Consider the following 18,295-nt stretch of genomic DNA (forward strand, 5'->3'; position numbering starts at 1 on the left):
ATCGGTGAGAAGAGAAGGCAGGTATCCGTGACGATCAACCAGGCAGGGGTCATGACAGCCGCTACCGCTGGACTCAACCTCAGTGATTCCGTATACGAACGGCTGCTTCGCGAGCGCATCATCTTCCTGGGCAGCCAGGTGGACGACGACATCGCGAACAAGATCTGCGCGCAGATCCTGCTGCTCTCGGCCGAGGATTCGACCAAGGACATCGCTATCTACATCAACTCCCCCGGTGGCTCGGTCACCGCGGGCATGGCGATCTACGACACCATGCAGTTCGCCGAGTGCGACATCGCCACCTATGGCATGGGTCTGGCCGCATCGATGGGACAGTTCCTGCTCACCGCGGGCACCAAGGGCAAGCGTTTCGCGCTCCCGCACACCCGGATCATGATGCACCAGCCGTCGGCGGGCATCGGTGGTTCGGCGGCCGACATCGCGATCATGGCCGAGCAGTTCGCCCACACCAAGCGTGAGCTCAACGAGCTGCAGTCGCTGCACACCGGCAAGTCGGTGGAGCAGGTGACCGAGGACGCGGACCGCGACCGCTGGTTCACGGCGAAGGAAGCCCTCGAATACGGCTTCATCGACCATGTGGTCGCGCACGCGAACCAGGCGAAGTAACCGCCGCCGTCCCCCCTCACTCGAGACAAGCTTGGAGATAAAGATGGCCAACCTCTTCGACCCGCGCGCTGGACACGGCGGCTCCGCAGCGGGCCTGCCCCAGTCGCGCTACATCCTGCCGCAGTTCACCGAGCAGACTTCGTTCGGCGTCAAGACCTCCGACCCGTACAACAAGTTGTTCGAGGAGCGGATCATCTTCCTGGGCAACCAGGTCGACGACGTCTCGGCCAACGACATCATGGCGCAGCTGCTGGTGCTGGAGTCCCAGGACCCCGACCGCGACATCACCATGTACATCAACTCGCCCGGTGGCTCGTTCACCGCGCTGATGGCGATCTACGACACCATGCAGTACGTGCGCCCCGACGTGGTCACGGTCTGCCTGGGTCAGGCCGCCTCGGCCGCCGCGGTGCTGCTGGCCGCCGGTGCCCCCGGTAAGCGGGCCGCGCTGCCCAACGCGCGCATCCTGATCCACCAGCCGTCCTCGGGCGGTGTGCAGGGTCAGGTGTCCGACCTCGAGATCGCCGCGGCCGAGATCGAGCGGATGCGTCGCCTGATGGAAGTCACCATCTCGCGCCACACCGGCAAGTCCGAGGAGCAGGTCCGCAAGGACACCGACCGCGACAAGATCCTGACCGCCGACGAAGCCAAGGAATACGGCATCATCGATCAGGTCTTCGACTACCGCAAGCTCAGCGGACAGAAGTGACACGCCCGGGCCCGCTGTCCTGATCTGGGCGGCGGGCCCGGCTTTTTCACCCGCGGTGCCGCACAATGGTGGGGACCCGCACAGCACTGAAGACAAACATGCGCGAGTTGTCGACCTCATTCGCGCACAACAGGTACGGTCGACTCAGGGACCATTGCTCTGATTGACGGCACCGAGACGTATTTCCGGCCCAATCGGGGGACGACGGTCGCACTCGGACAAGGAAGTAGGGACCTACGAGATGGCGCGCATCGGAGACGGCGGCGATCTGCTGAAGTGCTCGTTCTGCGGAAAGAGCCAGAAGCAGGTCAAGAAGCTCATCGCGGGCCCCGGGGTTTATATCTGCGACGAGTGCATAGACCTGTGCAACGAGATCATCGAAGAAGAGCTGGCCGAGTCGAGCGAAGTGAAGCTCGACGAGCTGCCAAAGCCTTCGGAGATCCGAGATTTCCTCGAGAACTACGTGATCGGCCAGGACACCGCGAAGCGGACCCTCGCCGTCGCGGTCTACAACCACTACAAGCGCATCCAGGCAGGCGACAAGGGCCGCGACAGCCGCGGTGAGGTTGTCGAGCTGATGAAGTCGAACATCTTGATGCTCGGCCCCACCGGCTGCGGTAAGACCTACCTCGCGCAGACCCTGGCCAAGATGCTGAACGTGCCGTTCGCCATCGCCGACGCCACCGCGCTCACCGAGGCGGGCTATGTCGGTGAGGATGTCGAGAACATCCTGCTGAAGCTGATCCAGGCCGCTGACTACGACGTCAAGCGTGCCGAGACCGGCATCATCTACATCGACGAGGTCGACAAGATCGCCCGCAAGAGCGAGAACCCGTCGATCACCCGCGATGTCTCCGGCGAGGGTGTGCAGCAGGCGCTGCTGAAGATCCTGGAGGGCACGCAGGCGAGTGTGCCGCCGCAGGGCGGTCGCAAGCACCCGCACCAGGAGTTCATCCAGATCGACACCACCAACGTGCTGTTCATCGTGGCGGGTGCCTTCGCGGGCCTGGAGAAGATCATCTCCGACCGCACCGGTCACCGCGGCATCGGCTTCGGCGCCGAGGTGCGCTCCAAGGCCGAGGTCGACACCGACGACCACTTCGCCGACGTGATGCCCGAGGATCTGATCAAGTTCGGTCTGATCCCCGAGTTCATCGGCCGCCTGCCGATCATCGCCTCGGTGACGAACCTGGACAAGGAATCGCTGGTCACCATTCTGTCGGAGCCGAAGAACGCACTGGTCAAGCAGTACGTTCGCCTGTTCGAGATGGACGGTGTAGATCTCGAGTTCACCGCCGACGCGCTCGAGGCGATCGCGGATCAGGCCATCCTGCGTGGCACCGGTGCTCGCGGCCTGCGCGCCATCATGGAGGAAGTCCTGCTGCCGGTGATGTACGACATCCCGGGCCGGGACGATGTCGCCAAGGTGGTCGTGAACGCCGACACCGTTGTCGACAACGTCCTCCCGACGATCGTGCCGCGTAAGCCGCAGCGTCCCGAGCGTCGCGAGAAGTCGGCGTAACAACCAACGACAAAGGGCCCCTTCGGATCTGATCCGAAGGGGCCCTTTCGTCGTGTCCGGAGAGCGGCTACTTGGTGGCCGGGTTACCCATGCTCGGCGCGGCAAGGAGATCGTCGCCGTCGTCTGCCGGGATCTCCGCACTGGCACGCACGATCGCGGTGCTGTAGCGGGCGCTGGCGGCGTTGTGGATGAGCAGTGCGACTCCGATCATCACCGGGGCCACCGCGTGCACAGCGGCGTCGTACCAGTGCTGGTTGCTCAGGTGTGGATAGGTGTTGAGGGCGATGGTCAGCGTGAGCAGGAACAGTTCGGCGATCAGCACCTGGTTGCGGTTGCCCATCACGCCCCACTCGGCCACCCGCGTGGTGCCGATCATGATGATGATCAGACATACGCTGATCATCGCCTCCAGGCCGAAGCTGGCCCAGTAGAGCGGATCGCTGGGTCCGCCGGGTGCGATGTTGTGCTGGACGTTCACCGCCGACCACAGCATGCCGGTGATCACCACGCCTGCCAGTGCGCGCAGCGACCAGGTGCGGTGCTGATAGAGCGAGGCGAGGCGGGCGCGCGGGTTGGATTCGCGGCGTTGCGCGGCGATGGCCTTGCGGGCCAGCATCAGGTCCGACATCTCGGCCCGCTCGAGCTCCGCGGTGGTGTCACGCAGACGGTCGGCGTGCGAGGAGGCGGCCTTGATGTGCTTCCAGCGCTGATCACGCTCGTAGGTGCGGATCTTCTCGGCGAGTTCGCGCTCGGCGCGCAGTTCGTCCTCGGACAGTGCGTCGGTCAGTGCCGGATCGGACTGGTAGGCGATGCGGCGCCTGGCCCGTTCCACCCGCACGGGCAGTGCGGTGACCTCGTGATCGAGCGGGTGTTCCTCGCGCATCGCAACTCCAGTTAGCAAAAAGGGTTCGCCGGGTCGCGTCATTGTCGCGCATGGAGCGGGAGTACCACACCCGCGGGCCCGAATTAGTCGGGCTGCGGGCTCTGAAAATGTCTGGCGCACAACTGTGTAACTCCACGATCGGGCAGAACGGGAGACGGTGACGACCGTTGGAGTACCGGTCGCGCCCGGGCCGAGGAGCTTCGTTGATCCTCCGTGGTTCGCCGTTGAACCTTGATCCCGTAAAAGTGCCTCTGTTGATGTTTCGCTGCTGGTCACCGCGGTGTTACGCAGGCTGGGACCGCCCGTCCTCTCGTCCGTTTGGTCCGTATTACCGGGCCTGTACCGAATACGACGGGTTCGGCACGCAAAACTCATCGGCGTATCCTCGCGGTGTGTCGGACTGGTGCTGCCGATTTCGTGCTGTTTACTCGGTCCGTCAATCAGATGTTCGAGTGACGAGTGGAAGCGGAGGAGACATGGCACTGCCTACGATGACCGCCGAACAGCGCACCGAGGCGTTGGCCAAAGCGGCTGCCGTGCGCAAGGCGCGCTCGGAACTGATCGGCAAGGTGAAGGAGGGCAAGGTCACCGTCGCCGATCTGCTCAAGAAAGCCGACAGCGACGACCTGGTGAAAAAGACCAAGGTCGCTGCCGTGATCAAGGCACTGCCGGGCGTTGGCCCGGTCAAGGCTGCCAAGCTGATGGATCAAGCCGAGATTCCCGAGGACCGCCGCATCGGCGGGCTCGGTGCTCGTCAGCGCGCGGCACTGCTCGACGCCCTCGAGGCCTGAGCCGATTCGCGATCCGACGCCCGTGGAGCTGGATGCACGGGCGTCGGGATGGTCAGTGAGTGATTCGCAGTAGGTGATTTACACGCAGTAGGTCAGCAGGAAGTCGTTGATCCGCAGGCGCCAGCCCGGTTGCAGTTCGATCGGGAGGGTGCCCACGCGTGACCAGCGTTCGCTGTCGGGGGCGGCGAAGAAGGTTCCGGAGGTCGCGGGGGCCTCACGGACGAACACCTTGCCACGGTCGGGGGCGACGAAGGCATGGACCCGCGAGACGAGCCGATCGCGTTCGATCAGTATCGGCGTCGCCGCGGAGGCGCGTACCGATTCTTCCCCCGAGGGGTTGCGGCCGAGGACGTAGGGCCGATCCAGTGGATAGCTCAGCCCGTCTTCGGTGACCAGGGCGCCGCGCGAACCACTGGGTGGCGCAGTGCCTTTGCTCATGGCGACGGGTTCGGCGCGTTTGGCCGCATCGAGTGCTTGCGACCAGGCGCGGGGCGCGTTGGCGGAGGGGGTATTGCGCGGGCCGGTGCTCACGGTGACACCGTCGGAGTTGGGCGGCGGACCGGGGCTGACGTTTTCGCCGGTGTTCGGGCGGGCGTTCACGGTTTCGCTGTCGGGCCGGCCCGCGTCGGGCTGGAAACCCGAGGTCGCGGGTTGGTCGGGCGCCGGGAAACCCGCGGTGGCAGGGAGCGCGTCGCTGGTGTCGGTGGGTCGCGAGGTCGGTGGGCGAATGGCCTGGAAGCCGGTGGCCTCGGTCGGGGCGGGTTCGTCGATGGCCTCGACCCGACGGGGCGCGGGATTGCGGCGACGGCCGAGGTTGAGGACGAAACCATTGCCGGTGACGATGCCCGCGCGCAGGTCGGTGCGGGGATTGGCGCTGGTGGGATCGGCCATCTCGGCGCCGACCGCGATCCGGCGGACCGGCTCCCGGATGATCTCGTCGACCCAGGTGAAGGCACGGTCGCCGGCGAGGCGGCGATTGCCTTCCGCGCCGGAGATCTCGGCGATCACCGCGCCGCGCAACAGGATCAGCATGCCGTCGGCAGTCGGGGCGAGTACGCCGAAAGGTGGTGGGGCAGAGGCGCCGCCGAAGACCACGCCCGCCAGTCGTTGTGCCAGTGCCGCGCCGGGTGCGCTCGCCGCCGTGCTGTTGGCGACGGTTTCCACCGCGCCGAGTAACCGATCGGTCGACGCTGTCTCCCCGGCCAGATAGACCACGACATCGCCGAATCGAGCGACGATCCCGGTCCCCGGCACGATGGCCACGGTGGACGAATGCGCGTGCATCAACGCCTCCTAATCGGACTGGCCTTCACCGCCGCCCCGGCCGGTCACGCCCTGCGGCAGCGGAGCGACCGAGGTCTCGCCGCCAGCATAGATGGCCGGGCGCTCGGGGATAAGGTCGGAAGGTTAATTTCGAACGCCGTTCGTCTCAAACGGCGTTCGTTCGGCGCGTAGGATCGGCGCATGAACGCCGCACCCGTCAGTCGCCGGGCCAGACCGGCGAAAGTCCCCTTGAGCCGGGACCTCGTCATCGAGACCGGCTTGCGCGTCCTCGATACCGATGGCTCGGCCGCGCTCACCATGCGTCGGGTCGCCAAGGAACTCGACACCGGCGCCGCGTCGCTGTATGTCTATGTCGCCCACCGCGACGACCTGCTGACCGGCATGCTCGATCACGTGCTGTCCCAGGTCACCGTCCCCGCCGAGGGTGACTGGCGTGCGCGGATGACCCGGCTGGTCGAGTCCGCGATCGAGGCGCTCGGTCGCCACGACGGTCTCGCCCTCGTCGCCTCCGGGCGGTCCCCGATCACCGAACACGCCCTCGGGCTGCGCGAACAGGTGCTTGCCCTGCTGCGGGAAGGGGGCGTCGACCGTGCGACCGCCGCCTGGGCCGTCGAACTGATCTACCGGCATATCGCCGCCGAAGCCGTCGAGCGCGCTGACGGTGAAGCCCGTGCCCACTGGAGCCTTCGCGCACTGCTCAACGGGATCATCGCCACCCCGGCGGCCGGTGGACCGGTTCGGCTCGCGCGCGAGGACGAGATCGCGGCGCTGCAGGAGATCGAGCGGCGGGCGGGGGCACCGTTCGCCGAGGTGGGTATGAGCGCGGTGGCCGAGGACGAGCCGCCGTCGTGGGAAGTGTTGCGGGACTTCGTGACAGCGGGGCGCGCGTGGGTGTGGCCCGACGACGACGATCATCCGATCGCGTATCTGGTTCTCGGTCTCGTCGATGATCAGCCGCATATCGATCAGGTGTCCGTTGACCCGGCTTATGCGGGGGCGCGGATCGGTAAGCGGCTGATCGACCATGCGGTGGGTTGGTCGAAAAGTAGGGGTCTGCACGAGATCACGCTCACCACGTTCACGCAGGTTCCCTGGAACGGGCCCTACTACGAGCGCCTCGGGTTCACCTACATCCCGCCCGCGGACGAACCTCCGGGCCTGCGCGCGATTCGTGCCACGGAGGTCGCCCACGGACTGGATGAATGGCCACGTGCCTGTATGCGTGCTGAGCTGGCTACTTGGCGAACTGGCTGAACACGGTCGGCGGGGGTGGGTCAGGTGGTGACGTTGGCGTGTCGGGCGAGAGCGGCCTCGGCGGCGGGGGTGGCGGCTTCGCGGTCGGTGAGGATCAGGCCGATGCGGGTGCGGCGGTCCAGGAGGTCGTCGATGGTCAGGGCCGCCTCGTGGGTGATGGCGAAATCGAATTCGGCTGCGGTGACGTCTGTTCCGGGGGCGACAGGTTCGGCGAGGGTGGGGTCGGCGAGCCAGGCGGAAACGATGTGGGTCGCTTCGCTGCCGTAGCGTTCGATGAGGACCGGTGGGGCGTCGATGCGGTCGCGGGCCGCACCGGTGACGGCGCCGATGAGGGGCAGGCGGGTGGTGTGGCAGGGGCCTGCCGTGAGAGCGGCCAGGGCGACCGCCGCGTCGACGGCGTCCTGAGCCATCTTGCGGTAGGTGGTGAGCTTGCCGCCGACGACGGTGATCAGGCCGCTGGGGGCGGTGAGCACCGCGTGTTCGCGGGAGATGTCGGCGGTGCTGTCGTCGGCGGTTTTGAGCAGGGGGCGCAGGCCGGCGAACTTGCCGCGGATGTCATCGCGGGTCAACGGTTCCCGCAGGGCGGTGTTGATGGTGTCGAGCAGGAAGTCGACCTCGGACTCGGTGGGTTGGGGCTCGTCGGGGATCGGGCCGGGTGCGTCCTCATCGGTGAGGCCGAGGTAGACGCGGCCGTGCGCGGCGGGCAGCGCGAAGACGAACCGGCTGATGCTGCCGGGTACCGGAACCGTCAGTGCCGCACTGAGCCCACCGAAAGCGGCGGCGTCGAAGACCAGGTGGGTGCCGCGGCTCGGGCGCAGTTCGATGCTGTGGTCGACCTCACCCGCCCACACGCCGGTCGCGTTGATGACCGCGCGGGCGCGCACGTCCAAGGTTTCGCCGGTGAGTGTGTCGCGCAGCCACACCGAATCACCGCTCGCCGCAGTAGCTTCCACTCGTGTGAGAACTGTCGCGCCTGCCGCGGCCGCCGTACGGGCCAGTGCGACAACCAAGCGGGCGTCGTCGACGAGCTGTCCGTCCCAGGCCTGCAACCCGCCGCGCAGTCCGTCGCGCCGCACGGTCGGCGCCAACCGCAGCGCCTCGGCCGCGGCCACCCGGCGTGAGCGCGGCAACGTATCGACGGAGGTGTGCGCCGCGATCCGTAGCGCGTCGCCGGCGGCGAAACCCGCACGGATGAGCGAACTCTGGGCCATCTTGATGCCGGGTAGCAGCGGAACGAGTTGGGGCAGCGGTCGCACCAGATGTGGTGCGGTGGTGCGCAACAGGATGCCGCGTTCGACCGCGCTCTCGTGTGCGATCCCGACCCGGCCGCTCGCCAGATACCGCAGTCCGCCGTGCACCAGCTTCGAGCTCCAGCGGCTGGTGCCGAACGCGAAGTCGTTGCGTTCCACCAGGATGGTGCGCAGACCGCGCGCGGCGGCGTCGAGCGCGACGCCGGTTCCGGTCACGCCGCCGCCGATCACCACCACATCGACCTCGGGATTCTCACCCAGCGCGGTGAGGTCGGCGGTGCGGCGCGCCGCGTTCAGAGCGGCAGTGGGAGCGTCAGGTGTCATCACAGTCCTTGTCGGGTAGCGGGAGCAGGTAACCCTCGATAGCCCTGGACAATTCGGCGTCGAACTCCGCACCGGCCAGCAACGACTCCACCGTGCCCGCCGACTGCACCGCCGACTGGGTGATGAGCAGCAGCATGGTGGCCATGTGCTCGGCATCGCCCGCCCGGATCGACCCGTCTCGATGGCCGAGCTTGATCACGGTGGCGAACAGCTCGATCAGCGTGCGCTGGTTGCGGCCCAACCGGCCGAACACATAGGTGAGCATCAGGTCGGTGTCGGTGCGGAAGATCTTGGCGAACACCGCGTTCGACCGAATCGCCGCCGAGCCCGTCACGATGCCGTGGACCAGCCGGTCCCGGCCGAGACCGGTGTCGGGCATGGTCTCGGCGGCGATCCTGCGCAGTTCACGCACCAGCAACTCGGCGATCAGCGACCCGGTGTCGGGCCAGCGGCGATAGACCGTCGGCCTGCTCACGCCAGCCCGCCGTGCCACCTCGGTGAGTGTGGTTCGGCGAACACCGAAATCGACGACGCAGGCCCGGGTGGCATCGAGAATCGCCACGTCAGTGGGCGAAAGCTGGTCAGCGTGGGTCGCGAGATCGATCATCGTGCTTCACCGCCGGTGTGTTCGTGGCGCCGGAAAGGGAGCGCCGTGGTCGGGCTGGAACCGCCCAAGGGTATCGAGCGGACCAGCGGGGTTGCGGTCGCGAAAGGTCCGTAGTGACATCCGACAGCGGTGCGGATGCCGATTCTGGGACATATCGTTGGTTACTGCTTGACACTATATGTCATTATGTAACGCATGGTCGAGACGCAACACGAACAACCCGGGTCTGTCACCGTGGCGCCGAGCATGGTGTGGGACGCCTGGGGCGTCGCCGCCGGTCACCAGCCGCTGTCGGCACAGATCCGTGGCCTGCTCGCGCAGGCGTTCGATATCTCGGGTGAGGCGGTCGCGCGTCGCGACGAAAACGAGGTGTCGGTGATTCCCACCGCGCTCACGGGCGCCGATCGGACCGGTCTGGCCGATATCGTCGGTGACGAACATCTCACAACCACCGATATCGACCGGCTTCGACACGCGGGCGGCAAGAGCACCCCCGACCTGCTGCGCCGCCGTGTGAGCGCACCGCAGAACGCCCCGGACGCGGTCGTTTTCCCCGCCGATCACGCGCAGGTCCTCGCGCTGCTCACCTATTGCGCCGCGCACGGCATCGCCGTCGTCCCGTTCGGTGGCGGAACCAGCGTGGTCGGCGGCGTCGATCCGGTGCGCGGGCAGTTCGACACCGTGATCGCGCTCGACCTGCGCAGGCTCGACACGCTCACCGCGGTCGATCCGACCAGCGGCACCGCCACCCTCGGCGCCGGACTCACCGGCCCGCAGGCCGAGGAGCTGCTCGGCGCGCACGGGCTCTCGCTCGGGCACTTTCCGCAGAGTTTCGAATTCGCGAGTATCGGTGGGTTCGCGGCGACCAGGTCGTCGGGTCAGGCGTCGGCGGGTTACGGCCGGTTCGACGACATGGTCGAACGCCTGGTCATCGCCACCCCGCAGGGGACGCTCGACCTCGGCCGGGCCCCCGCGTCGGCGGCCGGGCCCGATCTTCGCGAATTGTTCGTCGGGTCCGAGGGCGCGCTCGGCATCATCACCTCGGTCACCCTGCGGGTGCATCCCGTGCCGGAAACCGTTGGCTACCAAGCGTGGTCGTTCCCCGACTTCGCCACCGGTGCCGCCGCGCTGCGCACGGTGGTGCAGGCCGGTGCCGCGCCGACGGTGCTGCGGTTGTCCGACGAGGCCGAGACGGGCCTGAACTTGGCGCGCTCCGCCGATGTCGGCGGCAACCCGGTCTCGGGCTGCCTGGCCATCACCACCTTCGAGGGCAGCCGAGCCCACGTCGCCGCTCGATCGGCCGAGGCCAGTGGCTTGCTCGCCGCCGCGGGCGGTACCGCGCTCGGCGAGGCGCCCGCCCGGCAGTGGGAGCACGGCCGTTTCGCCGCCCCCTACATGCGCGACGCGCTGCTCGATGTCGGTGTGCTGTGCGAGACCCTCGAAACCGCCACCACCTGGGCCAATCTGGCGAATCTGAAGGTGAAGGTCACGGGTGCGCTGATGGACGCACTCGGTGCGCAGGGCACGCCCGCGCTGGTCATGTGCCACATCTCGCACACCTATCCGACCGGGGCGTCGCTGTATTTCACCGTTGTCGCCAAGCAGCTCGATGATCCGCTCGCGCAGTGGCGCATCGCCAAATCCGCCGCGAGCGATGCGATGGTCGCCGCGGGTGGCACCATCACCCACCACCACGCCGTCGGCGCCGACCACCGTCCGTGGATGCGCGCGGAGATCGGTGACCTGGGCGTTCGGGTGCTGCGTGCGGTGAAGCGCGAACTCGACCCCACCGGGGTGCTCAACCCTGGAAAGCTGGTGCCGTGAACGAACATTCGGTGCGGCGCGTAGTGGTTGTCACGAACCCGCACTCCGGGTCCGGCCGTGGCGACGATGTCGCCGCGGCGGTGCTGACGCACCTGCTGGCGCGCGGTGTCGACGTGGTCGAGGTGCGGGCACCGAGCGCGGACGAGTCGGTGACACAGGTCCGGACGCTGGTCGCGGGCGAAAATCGGCCGGACGCGGTGATCTGCGTCGGCGGTGACGGGCTGATGAACGTGCTGCTGGCCGCTGTCGCGCACAGCGGGGTGCCGCTCGGGCTGGTGCCCGCGGGCACGGGCAACGACCTGGCGCGCGAATTCGGAATCCCGACCGGTGACCCGATGGCCGCCGTCGAGATCGTGCTCGGTGGTCGGACGCGCACCATCGACCTGGGGCGGATCGAATCGCCGGACGCCGCGCCCACCTGGTTCGCGACCGTGGTCGGTACCGGGTTCGACGCACGAGTCACCATGCGCGCCAACACAATGCGGTACCCACGCGGCCCACTGCGCTACACCGCCGCCGCTGTTGTCGAACTGATGCGTGGTTACACATTGCCGTTCCGGATCGAACTGTCCGGGCTCGCGCCCGGCGCACTCGACAACCCGCCCGACTCGCACGTGGTGATCCTCACCGACGCGGTGATGGCGCCGATCGGCAACACCCGCACCTACGGCGGCGGGATGCTGGTGTGTCCGGAAGCACGTCCCGACGACGGCTATCTCGACATCACGGTGGTCGGTGCGGTGTCGCGGTTGGAGATGGCGCGGCTGCTGCCCGCGCTGTCGGCGGGCAAACGGATCGACCATCCCGCGACGAAGCGGTACCGGGCCCGGCGGATCACCGTCAGCGCCGAGGGCGGGTACGCGACGGCCGACGGTGAGCCCGCGGGGATGTTGCCGGTGACGGTGCAGGCGATGCCGGGGGCGTTGAGCGTGCTGGTGCCCTGATCAGGCCGCGTCGAAGACGATGCGCGACACCGCGTGCAACGTCGGACGGTCGATGATCACCACCGATGTCGAGGACAGCGGCTGTGGGTCGGGTGGGTGGGTGGTGTCACGGGCTCCGAGGGACTCCATCATCGTTTCCCAGCGGCGGCAGTGTCCCGTGAAGGCCAGGCTGTTGACGCTTCTGCCTCGGCTGATCTGACCTGATCTGGCCTGCTCCGGGGGCACGTCGATGAGCACCATGTGCAGTTCGCGGTGGCTCTGCGCGGTCCAGCGGGTGATCAGGCGCCGACTCCAGCGGAAGGTCGCGCAGTCGTGGATGGCGACCGGTCCGTCGCTGTCGCGCACCGCGTCGCGGATCGCGCGGTAGTGCGCGAGGTGGACCAGTGGGCGCCACAGCGAATACGGTGCCCAGCCCAACCGGTGGCGTAGGCGATTGCGAGTGTGGTTCGAGTCGAGAACCAGCGCACCGGACGCGGTCCGCACCGGATGTTCGGCGTCGGGGCCCGCGCCGAAGAAGCGGTGTAAAGCGGTGGACTTTCCCGCGCCCGGCACACCGGCGAAGACCAGAACGGTGGTGCTGGGGTAGCGCAGTTCTTCGACTTCGCTCGCGCGGAGGTCGACCAGTGCGATCGGGGTGATGATCTTCGGCGCCGACGGGGAAACGGGGGCCGAGGAATCGAGCGGGGGCGTCACCCTCTCCAGGGTCCGGTAAAACGGACAAAACGGCAATCGGTGGTTACCCGGATTTTTCGGGTTCGAGGGTTGGGAGACAACGGTTTCCGCGTGTCGTCGTGGCGCGTCACAGGCCTTGCTGACCAGCGCGGCACGAAGCTGAGAATTCCATATGGATTCTGCTCGGCGGGGTTCATCGCCGGTAGTATCAGTGTCGTAGACGGAGTCTTCGGTGTCCCTCATCCACCGAAGAGTCCGTCTTTTTTGTGCCGGGGTAGGCGGGGAAAAGGTGGAACCCGGCTCCCCTTAGGATTGGGACGTGACCAGCGCAGCCCCTGACAACTCGCGTAATCGTGCCGATGCCCTGCCCAAGAGCTGGAACCCCGGCGAGGTAGAGGCCGACCTGTACGAGGGCTGGGTCAACGCCGGGTACTTCGCCGCCGACGCCGCCTCGGGCAAACCGCCGTACTCGATCGTGCTGCCGCCGCCGAACGTCACCGGCACCCTGCACATGGGCCACGCGCTCGATCACACGATCATGGATCTGCTCACCCGCCGCAAGCGGATGCAGGGCTACGAGGTGCTGTGGCTGCCGGGCATGGACCACGCCGGTATCGCCACACAGACGGTCGTGGAGAAGCAGCTCGCCGTCGACGGGAAGTCCAAGGAGGACTTCGGGCGTGAGCTGTTCATCGACAAGGTGTGGGACTGGAAGCGTGAGTCCGGCGGGCAGATCCAGGGGCAGATGCGTCGCCTCGGTGACGGCGTCGACTGGAGCCGCGACCGCTTCACCATGGACGACGGTCTCTCGCGTGCGGTGCAGACGATCTTCAAGCGCCTCTACGACAAGGGGCTGATCTACCGCGCCGAGCGCCTGGTGAACTGGTCGCCGGTGCTGCAGACCGGCATCTCCGATCTCGAGGTGGACCACAAGGAGGTCGACGGCGAGCTCGTGAGCATGCGGTTCGGTTCGATGAACGACGACGAACCGCACGTCATCGTGGCCACCACCCGCGTGGAGACGATGCTCGGTGACACCGCCGTCGCGGTCCACCCGGACGACGAGCGATACAAGGCACTGATCGGCACCACGCTCTACCACCCGATCACCGGTCGCCAGATCCCGATCGTCGCCGACGATTACGTCGACCCCGAATTCGGTTCCGGCGCAGTGAAGATCACCCCCGCGCACGACCCCAACGACTTCGAACTCGGCCTGCGCCACGGCCTGCCGATGCCGACGATCATGGACAAGACGGGCCGGATCGCCGACAGCGGCACCGAATTCGACGGCATGGACCGGTTCGAGGCCCGCGTCAAGATCCGCGAGCGTCTCGAGGCCGAAGGTCGCATCGTCGGACGCAAGTTCCCCTACAAGCACCAGGTCGGTCACTCGGAGCGCTCCGGCGAGCCGATCGAGCCGCGCCTGTCGATGCAGTGGTGGGTCAAGGTCGACACCCTGGCGAAGGCCGCGGGCGACGCCGTGCGCGAAGGCGACGTGAAGATCCACCCCGCGAGCCAGGAACCGCGCTGGTTCGACTGGGTCGACAACATGCACGATTGGTGCATCTCGCGTCAGCTGTGGTGGGGCCACCGCATCCCGATCTGGTACGGCCCCGAAGGCGAGATCGTGTGCCTGGGCCCCGGCGAGGAAGCGCCCGAAGGCTGGGTGCAGGACCCCGATGTGCTCGACACCTGGTTCTCCTCGGGTCTGTGGCCGTTCTCCACGATGGGCTGGCCCGACTCGACCCCTGAGTTGTCGAAGTTCTATCCGACCAGCGTGCTCGTCACCGGTTACGACATCCTGTTCTTCTGGGTGGCCCGGATGATGATGTTCGGCATGTATGTCAGCGACGATCCGGTGCTCACCGCCGGTAAGGGCGGCGGCAAGCAGGTGCCGTTCGAAGACGTGTTCCTGCACGGCCTGATCCGCGACCAACACGGAAAGAAGATGTCGAAGTCGCGCGGCAACGGCATCGACCCCCTCGACTGGATCAACTCCTACGGCGCCGACGCCCTGCGCTTCACCCTGGCCCGCGGCGCCCAGCCCGGCGGCGACCTGTCGGTCGGTGACGCGCACGCGCTGGCCTCGCGCAGCTTCGTCACCAAACTGTTCAATGCCACCAAGTTCGCGCTGATGAACGGCGCCCGCACCGGCGAGCTGCCCCCGCGCGAGACCCTCACCGACGCCGATCGCTGGATCATCGACCGGCTCGACGAGGTTCGCGCCGAAGTCGACACCGCCTTCGACTCCTACGAGTTCGGCAAGGCCTGCGAGGCGCTCTACCACTTCGCGTGGGACGAACTGTGCGACTGGTACCTGGAGCTGTCCAAGGTGCAGTTCGCCGAATCCGACGCGCGCGCCGAGAGCACCGCGGTGGTGCTCGGCAGTGTGCTCGACGCGGTGCTTCGCCTGCTGCACCCGGTGATCCCGTTCGTCACCGAGACGCTGTGGAAGGCGCTCACCGGCGGCGAATCGGTGGTGATCGCCCCGTGGCCGCAGGCCAGCGGCATCGCCACCGACGCGCTCGCCGCCCAGCGCGTGGCCGATACGCAGCGGTTGATCACCGAGATCCGCCGGTTCCGCGGCGACCAGGGTCTGGCCGACAAGCAGAAGGTCAAGGCCACCCTCGTCGGTATCGAGGAGGCCGGGTTCGGCGGGTTCGCCGACTCGGTGGCCAACCTGGCCCGGCTCACCGAACCGGGCACGGACTTCGCCACCACCGCCGAGGTGGAGGTGCGCCTGTCCGGCGGCACCGTCACCGTGCAGCTCGACACCTCCGGCGCGATCGACCTCGACGCCGAACGGCGCCGGCTGGAGAAAGATCTCGCGGCCGCGCAGAAGGACCTCGACACCACCACGGCCAAACTCGGCAACGAGGCCTTCCTGGCCAAGGCACCCCAGCCGGTGGTCGACAAGATCACCGCGCGTCGGGATGTGGCCACAGCCGAAGTCGCGCGCATCGGCGCCCGCCTGGCGGAGCTGAGCGCCAAATGAGCGAGCTGGGACCCGGCGATATCGACCCTGAGGACATTGATCCCGCCGATATCGTAAGCGGCGACTTCGGCGGTACCGGCTATCAGGAGGCCCGGCTCGACACCGGACCGTCGCCGGTCGACCTCGCCGAAATGGCACTGGTAGAAGCCGAACTCGACAAGCGCTGGCCCGAGACCAAGATCGAGCCCTCGCTCACCAGGATCTCCACCCTGATGGACCTGCTCGGCAACCCGCAGAACAACTATCCGGCCATCCACGTCGCGGGCACCAACGGCAAGACCTCGGTGACCAGGATGATCGACGCCCTGCTCACCGCGCTGCACCGGCGCACCGGCCGGATCACCAGCCCGCACCTGCAGCTGGCGACCGAGCGGATCAGCATCGACAACGCGCCGATCTCCCCGGCCGACTATGTGGCGACCTATCACGAACTCGCCCCCTACATCGGCATGATCGACCAGCGCTCCGCCGAATCCGACGGCCCGGCGATGAGCAAGTTCGAGGTGCTCACCGGCATGGCCTACGCCGCGTTCGCCGAGGCGCCGGTCGATGTGGCCGTCGTGGAAACCGGGATGGGCGGCACCTGGGACGCCACCAATGTGATCAGTGCGCAGGTCGCGGTGATCACCCCGATCGGCCTTGACCACACCGAATATCTCGGCCCCGACCTCGCGTCGATCGCCAAGGAGAAGGCCGGGATCATCAAGCGTGCCCCCGAGGCGCTGATCCCGACCGACACCGTCGCGGTGATCGCCGAGCAGGAGCCCGAGGTGATGGACGTGCTGTTGCGCCGGGCCGTCGCCGAGGACGCCGCGGTGGCTCGTGAGGGCGCGGAGTTCCGGGTGCTGGAACGGGCCGTCGCCATCGGTGGACAGTTGCTGACCCTGCAGGGGCTCGGCGGCGTCTACGACGAGATCTTCCTGCCGCTGCACGGCGAACACCAGGCCCGCAACGCCTCGCTCGCGCTGGCCGCGGTCGAGGCGTTCTTCGGTGCCGGAGCGGATCGTCAGCTCGATATCGAGGCCGTGCGAACCGGTTTCGCGGGCGTGGCCAGCCCGGGCCGGATGGAACGGATGCGCAACGCGCCGACCATCTTCGTCGACGCCGCCCACAATCCGGCAGGCGCGCAGGCACTGGCCAAGACGCTCACCGGCGAGTTCGACTTCCGCAAGCTGGTCGGCGTGGTCGCGGTGCTCGCCGACAAGGACGCGGCCGGGATTCTCGACGCGCTCGAACCGGTCTTCGACGAAATCGTCGTCACCAGCAACGGTTCCCCGCGGGCCATGGATGTGGACGCGCTGGCCGACCTGGCCGTGCAGCGGTTCGGCGACGAACGAGTGATCACCGCCGAAACGCTGCCCGACGCGCTGGAATCGGCGATCGCGCTGGCCGAGCAGGCCGGTGACGAAGGCGACGTGATCTCGGGTGCCGGCGTGATCGTCACCGGGTCGGTCGTCACCGCGGGTGCCGCGCGCGCCCTGTTCGGAAAGGGTCCGGCGTGAGTCAAGCTCCTCCTCCGCCCGCCAACGATCCCTGGAAAGGGTTGCGCGGGGTCATGGCGGGGACGTTGGTCCTCGAGGCGATCGTGGTGCTGCTGGCGCTGCCGGTGGTTGCCGACGTCGGTGGTGGGGTCACCTGGTTCTCCGGGACCTACCTCGTGGTGCTGTCGGTGCTGATGATCCTCGGCGCGGGTGTACAGCGGAAGCCGTGGGCGATCCCGTTCAACCTTGGCCTGCAGGTGCTGTTGCTCGCCGGCGCGTTCATCCACCTGTCGATCGGCGTGATCGCGGTGGTGTTCATCGCGGTGTGGGCGTTCATCCTCGTCCTGCGCGCGGACGTCCAGCGCCGAATGGACGCAGGCCTACTCCCCAGCCAACGAATGCAGTCGAAGCCCTGACGTTGCTGGTTACGCAGGCCTACTCCCCAGCCTGCGAATGCAGTCGAAGCCCTGACAGCTCGAGGGCCCGATCGGCGGGTTGACGGGGCCGACGCTAGGGTTACCCCGTGACTGAGCAGACGTTGGTACTCATCAAGCCGGACGGTGTCTCCCGAGGCCTCACCGGCGAGATCCTCGCGCGTATCGAGCGCAAGGGCCTCACCTTCAAGGCGCTGGAGCTGAAGAACGTGTCCGCGGAACTCGCGGGCGAGCACTACGCCGAACACGCCGAGCGGCCCTTCTTCGGCTCGCTCATCGAATTCATCACCTCCGGCCCGGTCGTCGCGGCCGTGCTCGAAGGCCCGCGCGCGATCGCGGCGTTCCGTCAGCTCGCCGGTGGCACCGACCCGGTCGAGAAGGCCGTGCCCGGCACCATCCGCGGTGACTTCGGCCTCGAGACCCAGTTCAACCTGGTCCACGGATCCGACTCGCCCGAGTCCGCCAAGCGCGAGATCGCCCTCTGGTTCCCCGAATTTCCCGCCTGACCGGCGTCGGTCAGTAGCGCACGTACAACAGGAAGGACCCGGTCAGGCGGTATCGAATTCCGCTCGACCGGGCCGCCTTCGCTCGTCGGACCCGTCAGGGAAGACGACGGCCGTGAGCGGGCGGAGTTCGCGTGAGTCGCGCCGATGGCGAGCCCCGCGCGAACGGTATGGGATACTGACCACGG

General features: G+C 67.5%; 16 protein-coding genes. 11 read left to right on the top strand and 5 right to left on the bottom strand.

The window, feature by feature from the left end:
* Window positions 1-51: 51 nt before the first annotated feature.
* From ACLJPD_RS23645 to clpX, 3 genes are all read left to right on the top strand, one after another.
* Complete coding sequence (locus ACLJPD_RS23645; RefSeq protein ID WP_410874966.1) at window positions 52-627, top strand: ATP-dependent Clp protease proteolytic subunit; 576 nt, start codon at window positions 52-54, stop codon at window positions 625-627.
* A gap of 43 nt (window positions 628-670) precedes the next feature.
* On the top strand, window positions 671-1,336 hold the full coding sequence (locus ACLJPD_RS23650; RefSeq protein WP_410874968.1) for an ATP-dependent Clp protease proteolytic subunit: 666 nt from the start codon (window positions 671-673) through the stop codon (window positions 1,334-1,336).
* Between the two features lie 241 nt (window positions 1,337-1,577).
* On the top strand, window positions 1,578-2,858 hold the full coding sequence (gene clpX, locus ACLJPD_RS23655; protein ID WP_410874969.1) for an ATP-dependent Clp protease ATP-binding subunit ClpX: 1,281 nt from the start codon (window positions 1,578-1,580) through the stop codon (window positions 2,856-2,858).
* 67 nt (window positions 2,859-2,925) lie between these two features.
* On the opposite strand, the gene ACLJPD_RS23660 is transcribed toward clpX, so the two are convergent.
* Window positions 2,926-3,741 (bottom strand): hypothetical protein, encoded by an 816-nt coding sequence (locus ACLJPD_RS23660; protein ID WP_410874971.1) that lies wholly within the window; start codon window positions 3,739-3,741, stop codon window positions 2,926-2,928.
* Window positions 3,742-4,217: 476 nt separating this feature from the next.
* Between ACLJPD_RS23660 and mihF the strand changes: the two genes are divergently transcribed.
* A complete protein-coding gene (gene mihF / locus ACLJPD_RS23665; protein WP_019045768.1) occupies window positions 4,218-4,532 on the top strand; it encodes an integration host factor, actinobacterial type in 315 nt (104 codons plus the stop codon).
* Window positions 4,533-4,610: 78 nt separating this feature from the next.
* On the opposite strand, the gene ACLJPD_RS23670 is transcribed toward mihF, so the two are convergent.
* A complete protein-coding gene (locus ACLJPD_RS23670; RefSeq protein ID WP_410874973.1) occupies window positions 4,611-5,816 on the bottom strand; it encodes an FHA domain-containing protein in 1,206 nt (401 codons plus the stop codon).
* 180 nt (window positions 5,817-5,996) lie between these two features.
* On the opposite strand from ACLJPD_RS23670, the gene ACLJPD_RS23675 reads away from it, so the two are divergent.
* Window positions 5,997-7,070 (top strand): GNAT family N-acetyltransferase, encoded by a 1,074-nt coding sequence (locus tag ACLJPD_RS23675; protein ID WP_410874975.1) that lies wholly within the window; start codon window positions 5,997-5,999, stop codon window positions 7,068-7,070.
* Window positions 7,071-7,090: 20 nt separating this feature from the next.
* Here ACLJPD_RS23675 and ACLJPD_RS23680 read toward each other — a convergent pair whose 3' ends face one another.
* Both ACLJPD_RS23680 and ACLJPD_RS23685 read right to left on the bottom strand, forming a co-directional pair.
* Window positions 7,091-8,644, bottom strand: coding sequence for a glycerol-3-phosphate dehydrogenase/oxidase (locus ACLJPD_RS23680; RefSeq protein WP_410874977.1), 1,554 nt, complete (start codon window positions 8,642-8,644; stop codon window positions 7,091-7,093).
* Complete coding sequence (locus ACLJPD_RS23685) at window positions 8,634-9,251, bottom strand: TetR/AcrR family transcriptional regulator (protein WP_410874978.1); 618 nt, start codon at window positions 9,249-9,251, stop codon at window positions 8,634-8,636. The genes ACLJPD_RS23680 and ACLJPD_RS23685 overlap by 11 nt, the downstream gene beginning before the upstream one ends.
* 195 nt (window positions 9,252-9,446) lie before the next feature.
* On the opposite strand from ACLJPD_RS23685, the gene ACLJPD_RS23690 reads away from it, so the two are divergent.
* Window positions 9,447-11,075 carry an FAD-binding oxidoreductase gene (locus tag ACLJPD_RS23690; RefSeq protein ID WP_410874979.1) on the top strand — a complete coding sequence of 543 codons (1,629 nt, stop codon included), beginning with the start codon at window positions 9,447-9,449 and terminating at the stop codon, window positions 11,073-11,075.
* Entirely contained in the window at window positions 11,072-12,019 is a 948-nt protein-coding gene (locus ACLJPD_RS23695; RefSeq protein ID WP_410874980.1) for a diacylglycerol kinase family protein, read from the top strand. The genes ACLJPD_RS23690 and ACLJPD_RS23695 overlap by 4 nt, the downstream gene beginning before the upstream one ends.
* On the opposite strand, the gene ACLJPD_RS23700 is transcribed toward ACLJPD_RS23695, so the two are convergent.
* Entirely contained in the window at window positions 12,020-12,712 is a 693-nt protein-coding gene (locus tag ACLJPD_RS23700; protein WP_410874981.1) for an AAA family ATPase, read from the bottom strand.
* Between the two features lie 298 nt (window positions 12,713-13,010).
* Here ACLJPD_RS23700 and ACLJPD_RS23705 point away from each other — a divergent pair, with 298 nt between their 5' ends.
* The 4 genes from ACLJPD_RS23705 to ndk all read left to right on the top strand — a co-directional run bounded on the left by ACLJPD_RS23705 (window position 13,011) and on the right by ndk (window position 18,110).
* Window positions 13,011-15,689, top strand: a complete 2,679-nt coding sequence (locus ACLJPD_RS23705; RefSeq protein WP_410874982.1) for a valine--tRNA ligase — start codon at window positions 13,011-13,013, stop codon at window positions 15,687-15,689.
* A gap of 131 nt (window positions 15,690-15,820) precedes the next feature.
* On the top strand, window positions 15,821-17,191 hold the full coding sequence (folC, locus tag ACLJPD_RS23710) for a bifunctional tetrahydrofolate synthase/dihydrofolate synthase (protein ID WP_410875420.1): 1,371 nt from the start codon (window positions 15,821-15,823) through the stop codon (window positions 17,189-17,191).
* A gap of 53 nt (window positions 17,192-17,244) precedes the next feature.
* Window positions 17,245-17,586, top strand: coding sequence for a DUF4233 domain-containing protein (locus ACLJPD_RS23715; RefSeq protein WP_410875422.1), 342 nt, complete (start codon window positions 17,245-17,247; stop codon window positions 17,584-17,586).
* A 107-nt stretch (window positions 17,587-17,693) separates the two neighbouring features.
* Window positions 17,694-18,110: a nucleoside-diphosphate kinase gene (gene ndk / locus ACLJPD_RS23720; protein ID WP_410874983.1), complete on the top strand. Its 417-nt coding sequence runs from the start codon at window positions 17,694-17,696 to the stop codon at window positions 18,108-18,110.
* Window positions 18,111-18,295 lie beyond the last annotated feature (185 nt).

It is taken from the genome of Nocardia sp. A7 (genome assembly GCF_046549215.1).
Classification (GTDB): Bacteria; Actinomycetota; Actinomycetes; order Mycobacteriales; family Mycobacteriaceae; genus Nocardia.

Coding starts and splice junctions, on each gene's coding strand:
- ACLJPD_RS23645 (WP_410874966.1), top strand. CDS start 52: ATGACAGCCGCTACCGCTGGACTCAACCTCAGTGATTCCGTATACGAA.
- ACLJPD_RS23650 (WP_410874968.1), top strand. CDS start 671: ATGGCCAACCTCTTCGACCCGCGCGCTGGACACGGCGGCTCCGCAGCG.
- clpX (WP_410874969.1), top strand. CDS start 1,578: ATGGCGCGCATCGGAGACGGCGGCGATCTGCTGAAGTGCTCGTTCTGC.
- ACLJPD_RS23660 (WP_410874971.1), bottom strand. CDS start 3,741: ATGCGCGAGGAACACCCGCTCGATCACGAGGTCACCGCACTGCCCGTG.
- mihF (WP_019045768.1), top strand. CDS start 4,218: ATGGCACTGCCTACGATGACCGCCGAACAGCGCACCGAGGCGTTGGCC.
- ACLJPD_RS23670 (WP_410874973.1), bottom strand. CDS start 5,816: ATGCACGCGCATTCGTCCACCGTGGCCATCGTGCCGGGGACCGGGATC.
- ACLJPD_RS23675 (WP_410874975.1), top strand. CDS start 5,997: ATGAACGCCGCACCCGTCAGTCGCCGGGCCAGACCGGCGAAAGTCCCC.
- ACLJPD_RS23680 (WP_410874977.1), bottom strand. CDS start 8,644: ATGACACCTGACGCTCCCACTGCCGCTCTGAACGCGGCGCGCCGCACC.
- ACLJPD_RS23685 (WP_410874978.1), bottom strand. CDS start 9,251: ATGATCGATCTCGCGACCCACGCTGACCAGCTTTCGCCCACTGACGTG.
- ACLJPD_RS23690 (WP_410874979.1), top strand. CDS start 9,447: ATGGTCGAGACGCAACACGAACAACCCGGGTCTGTCACCGTGGCGCCG.
- folC (WP_410875420.1), top strand. CDS start 15,821: ATGGCACTGGTAGAAGCCGAACTCGACAAGCGCTGGCCCGAGACCAAG.
- ACLJPD_RS23715 (WP_410875422.1), top strand. CDS start 17,245: ATGGCGGGGACGTTGGTCCTCGAGGCGATCGTGGTGCTGCTGGCGCTG.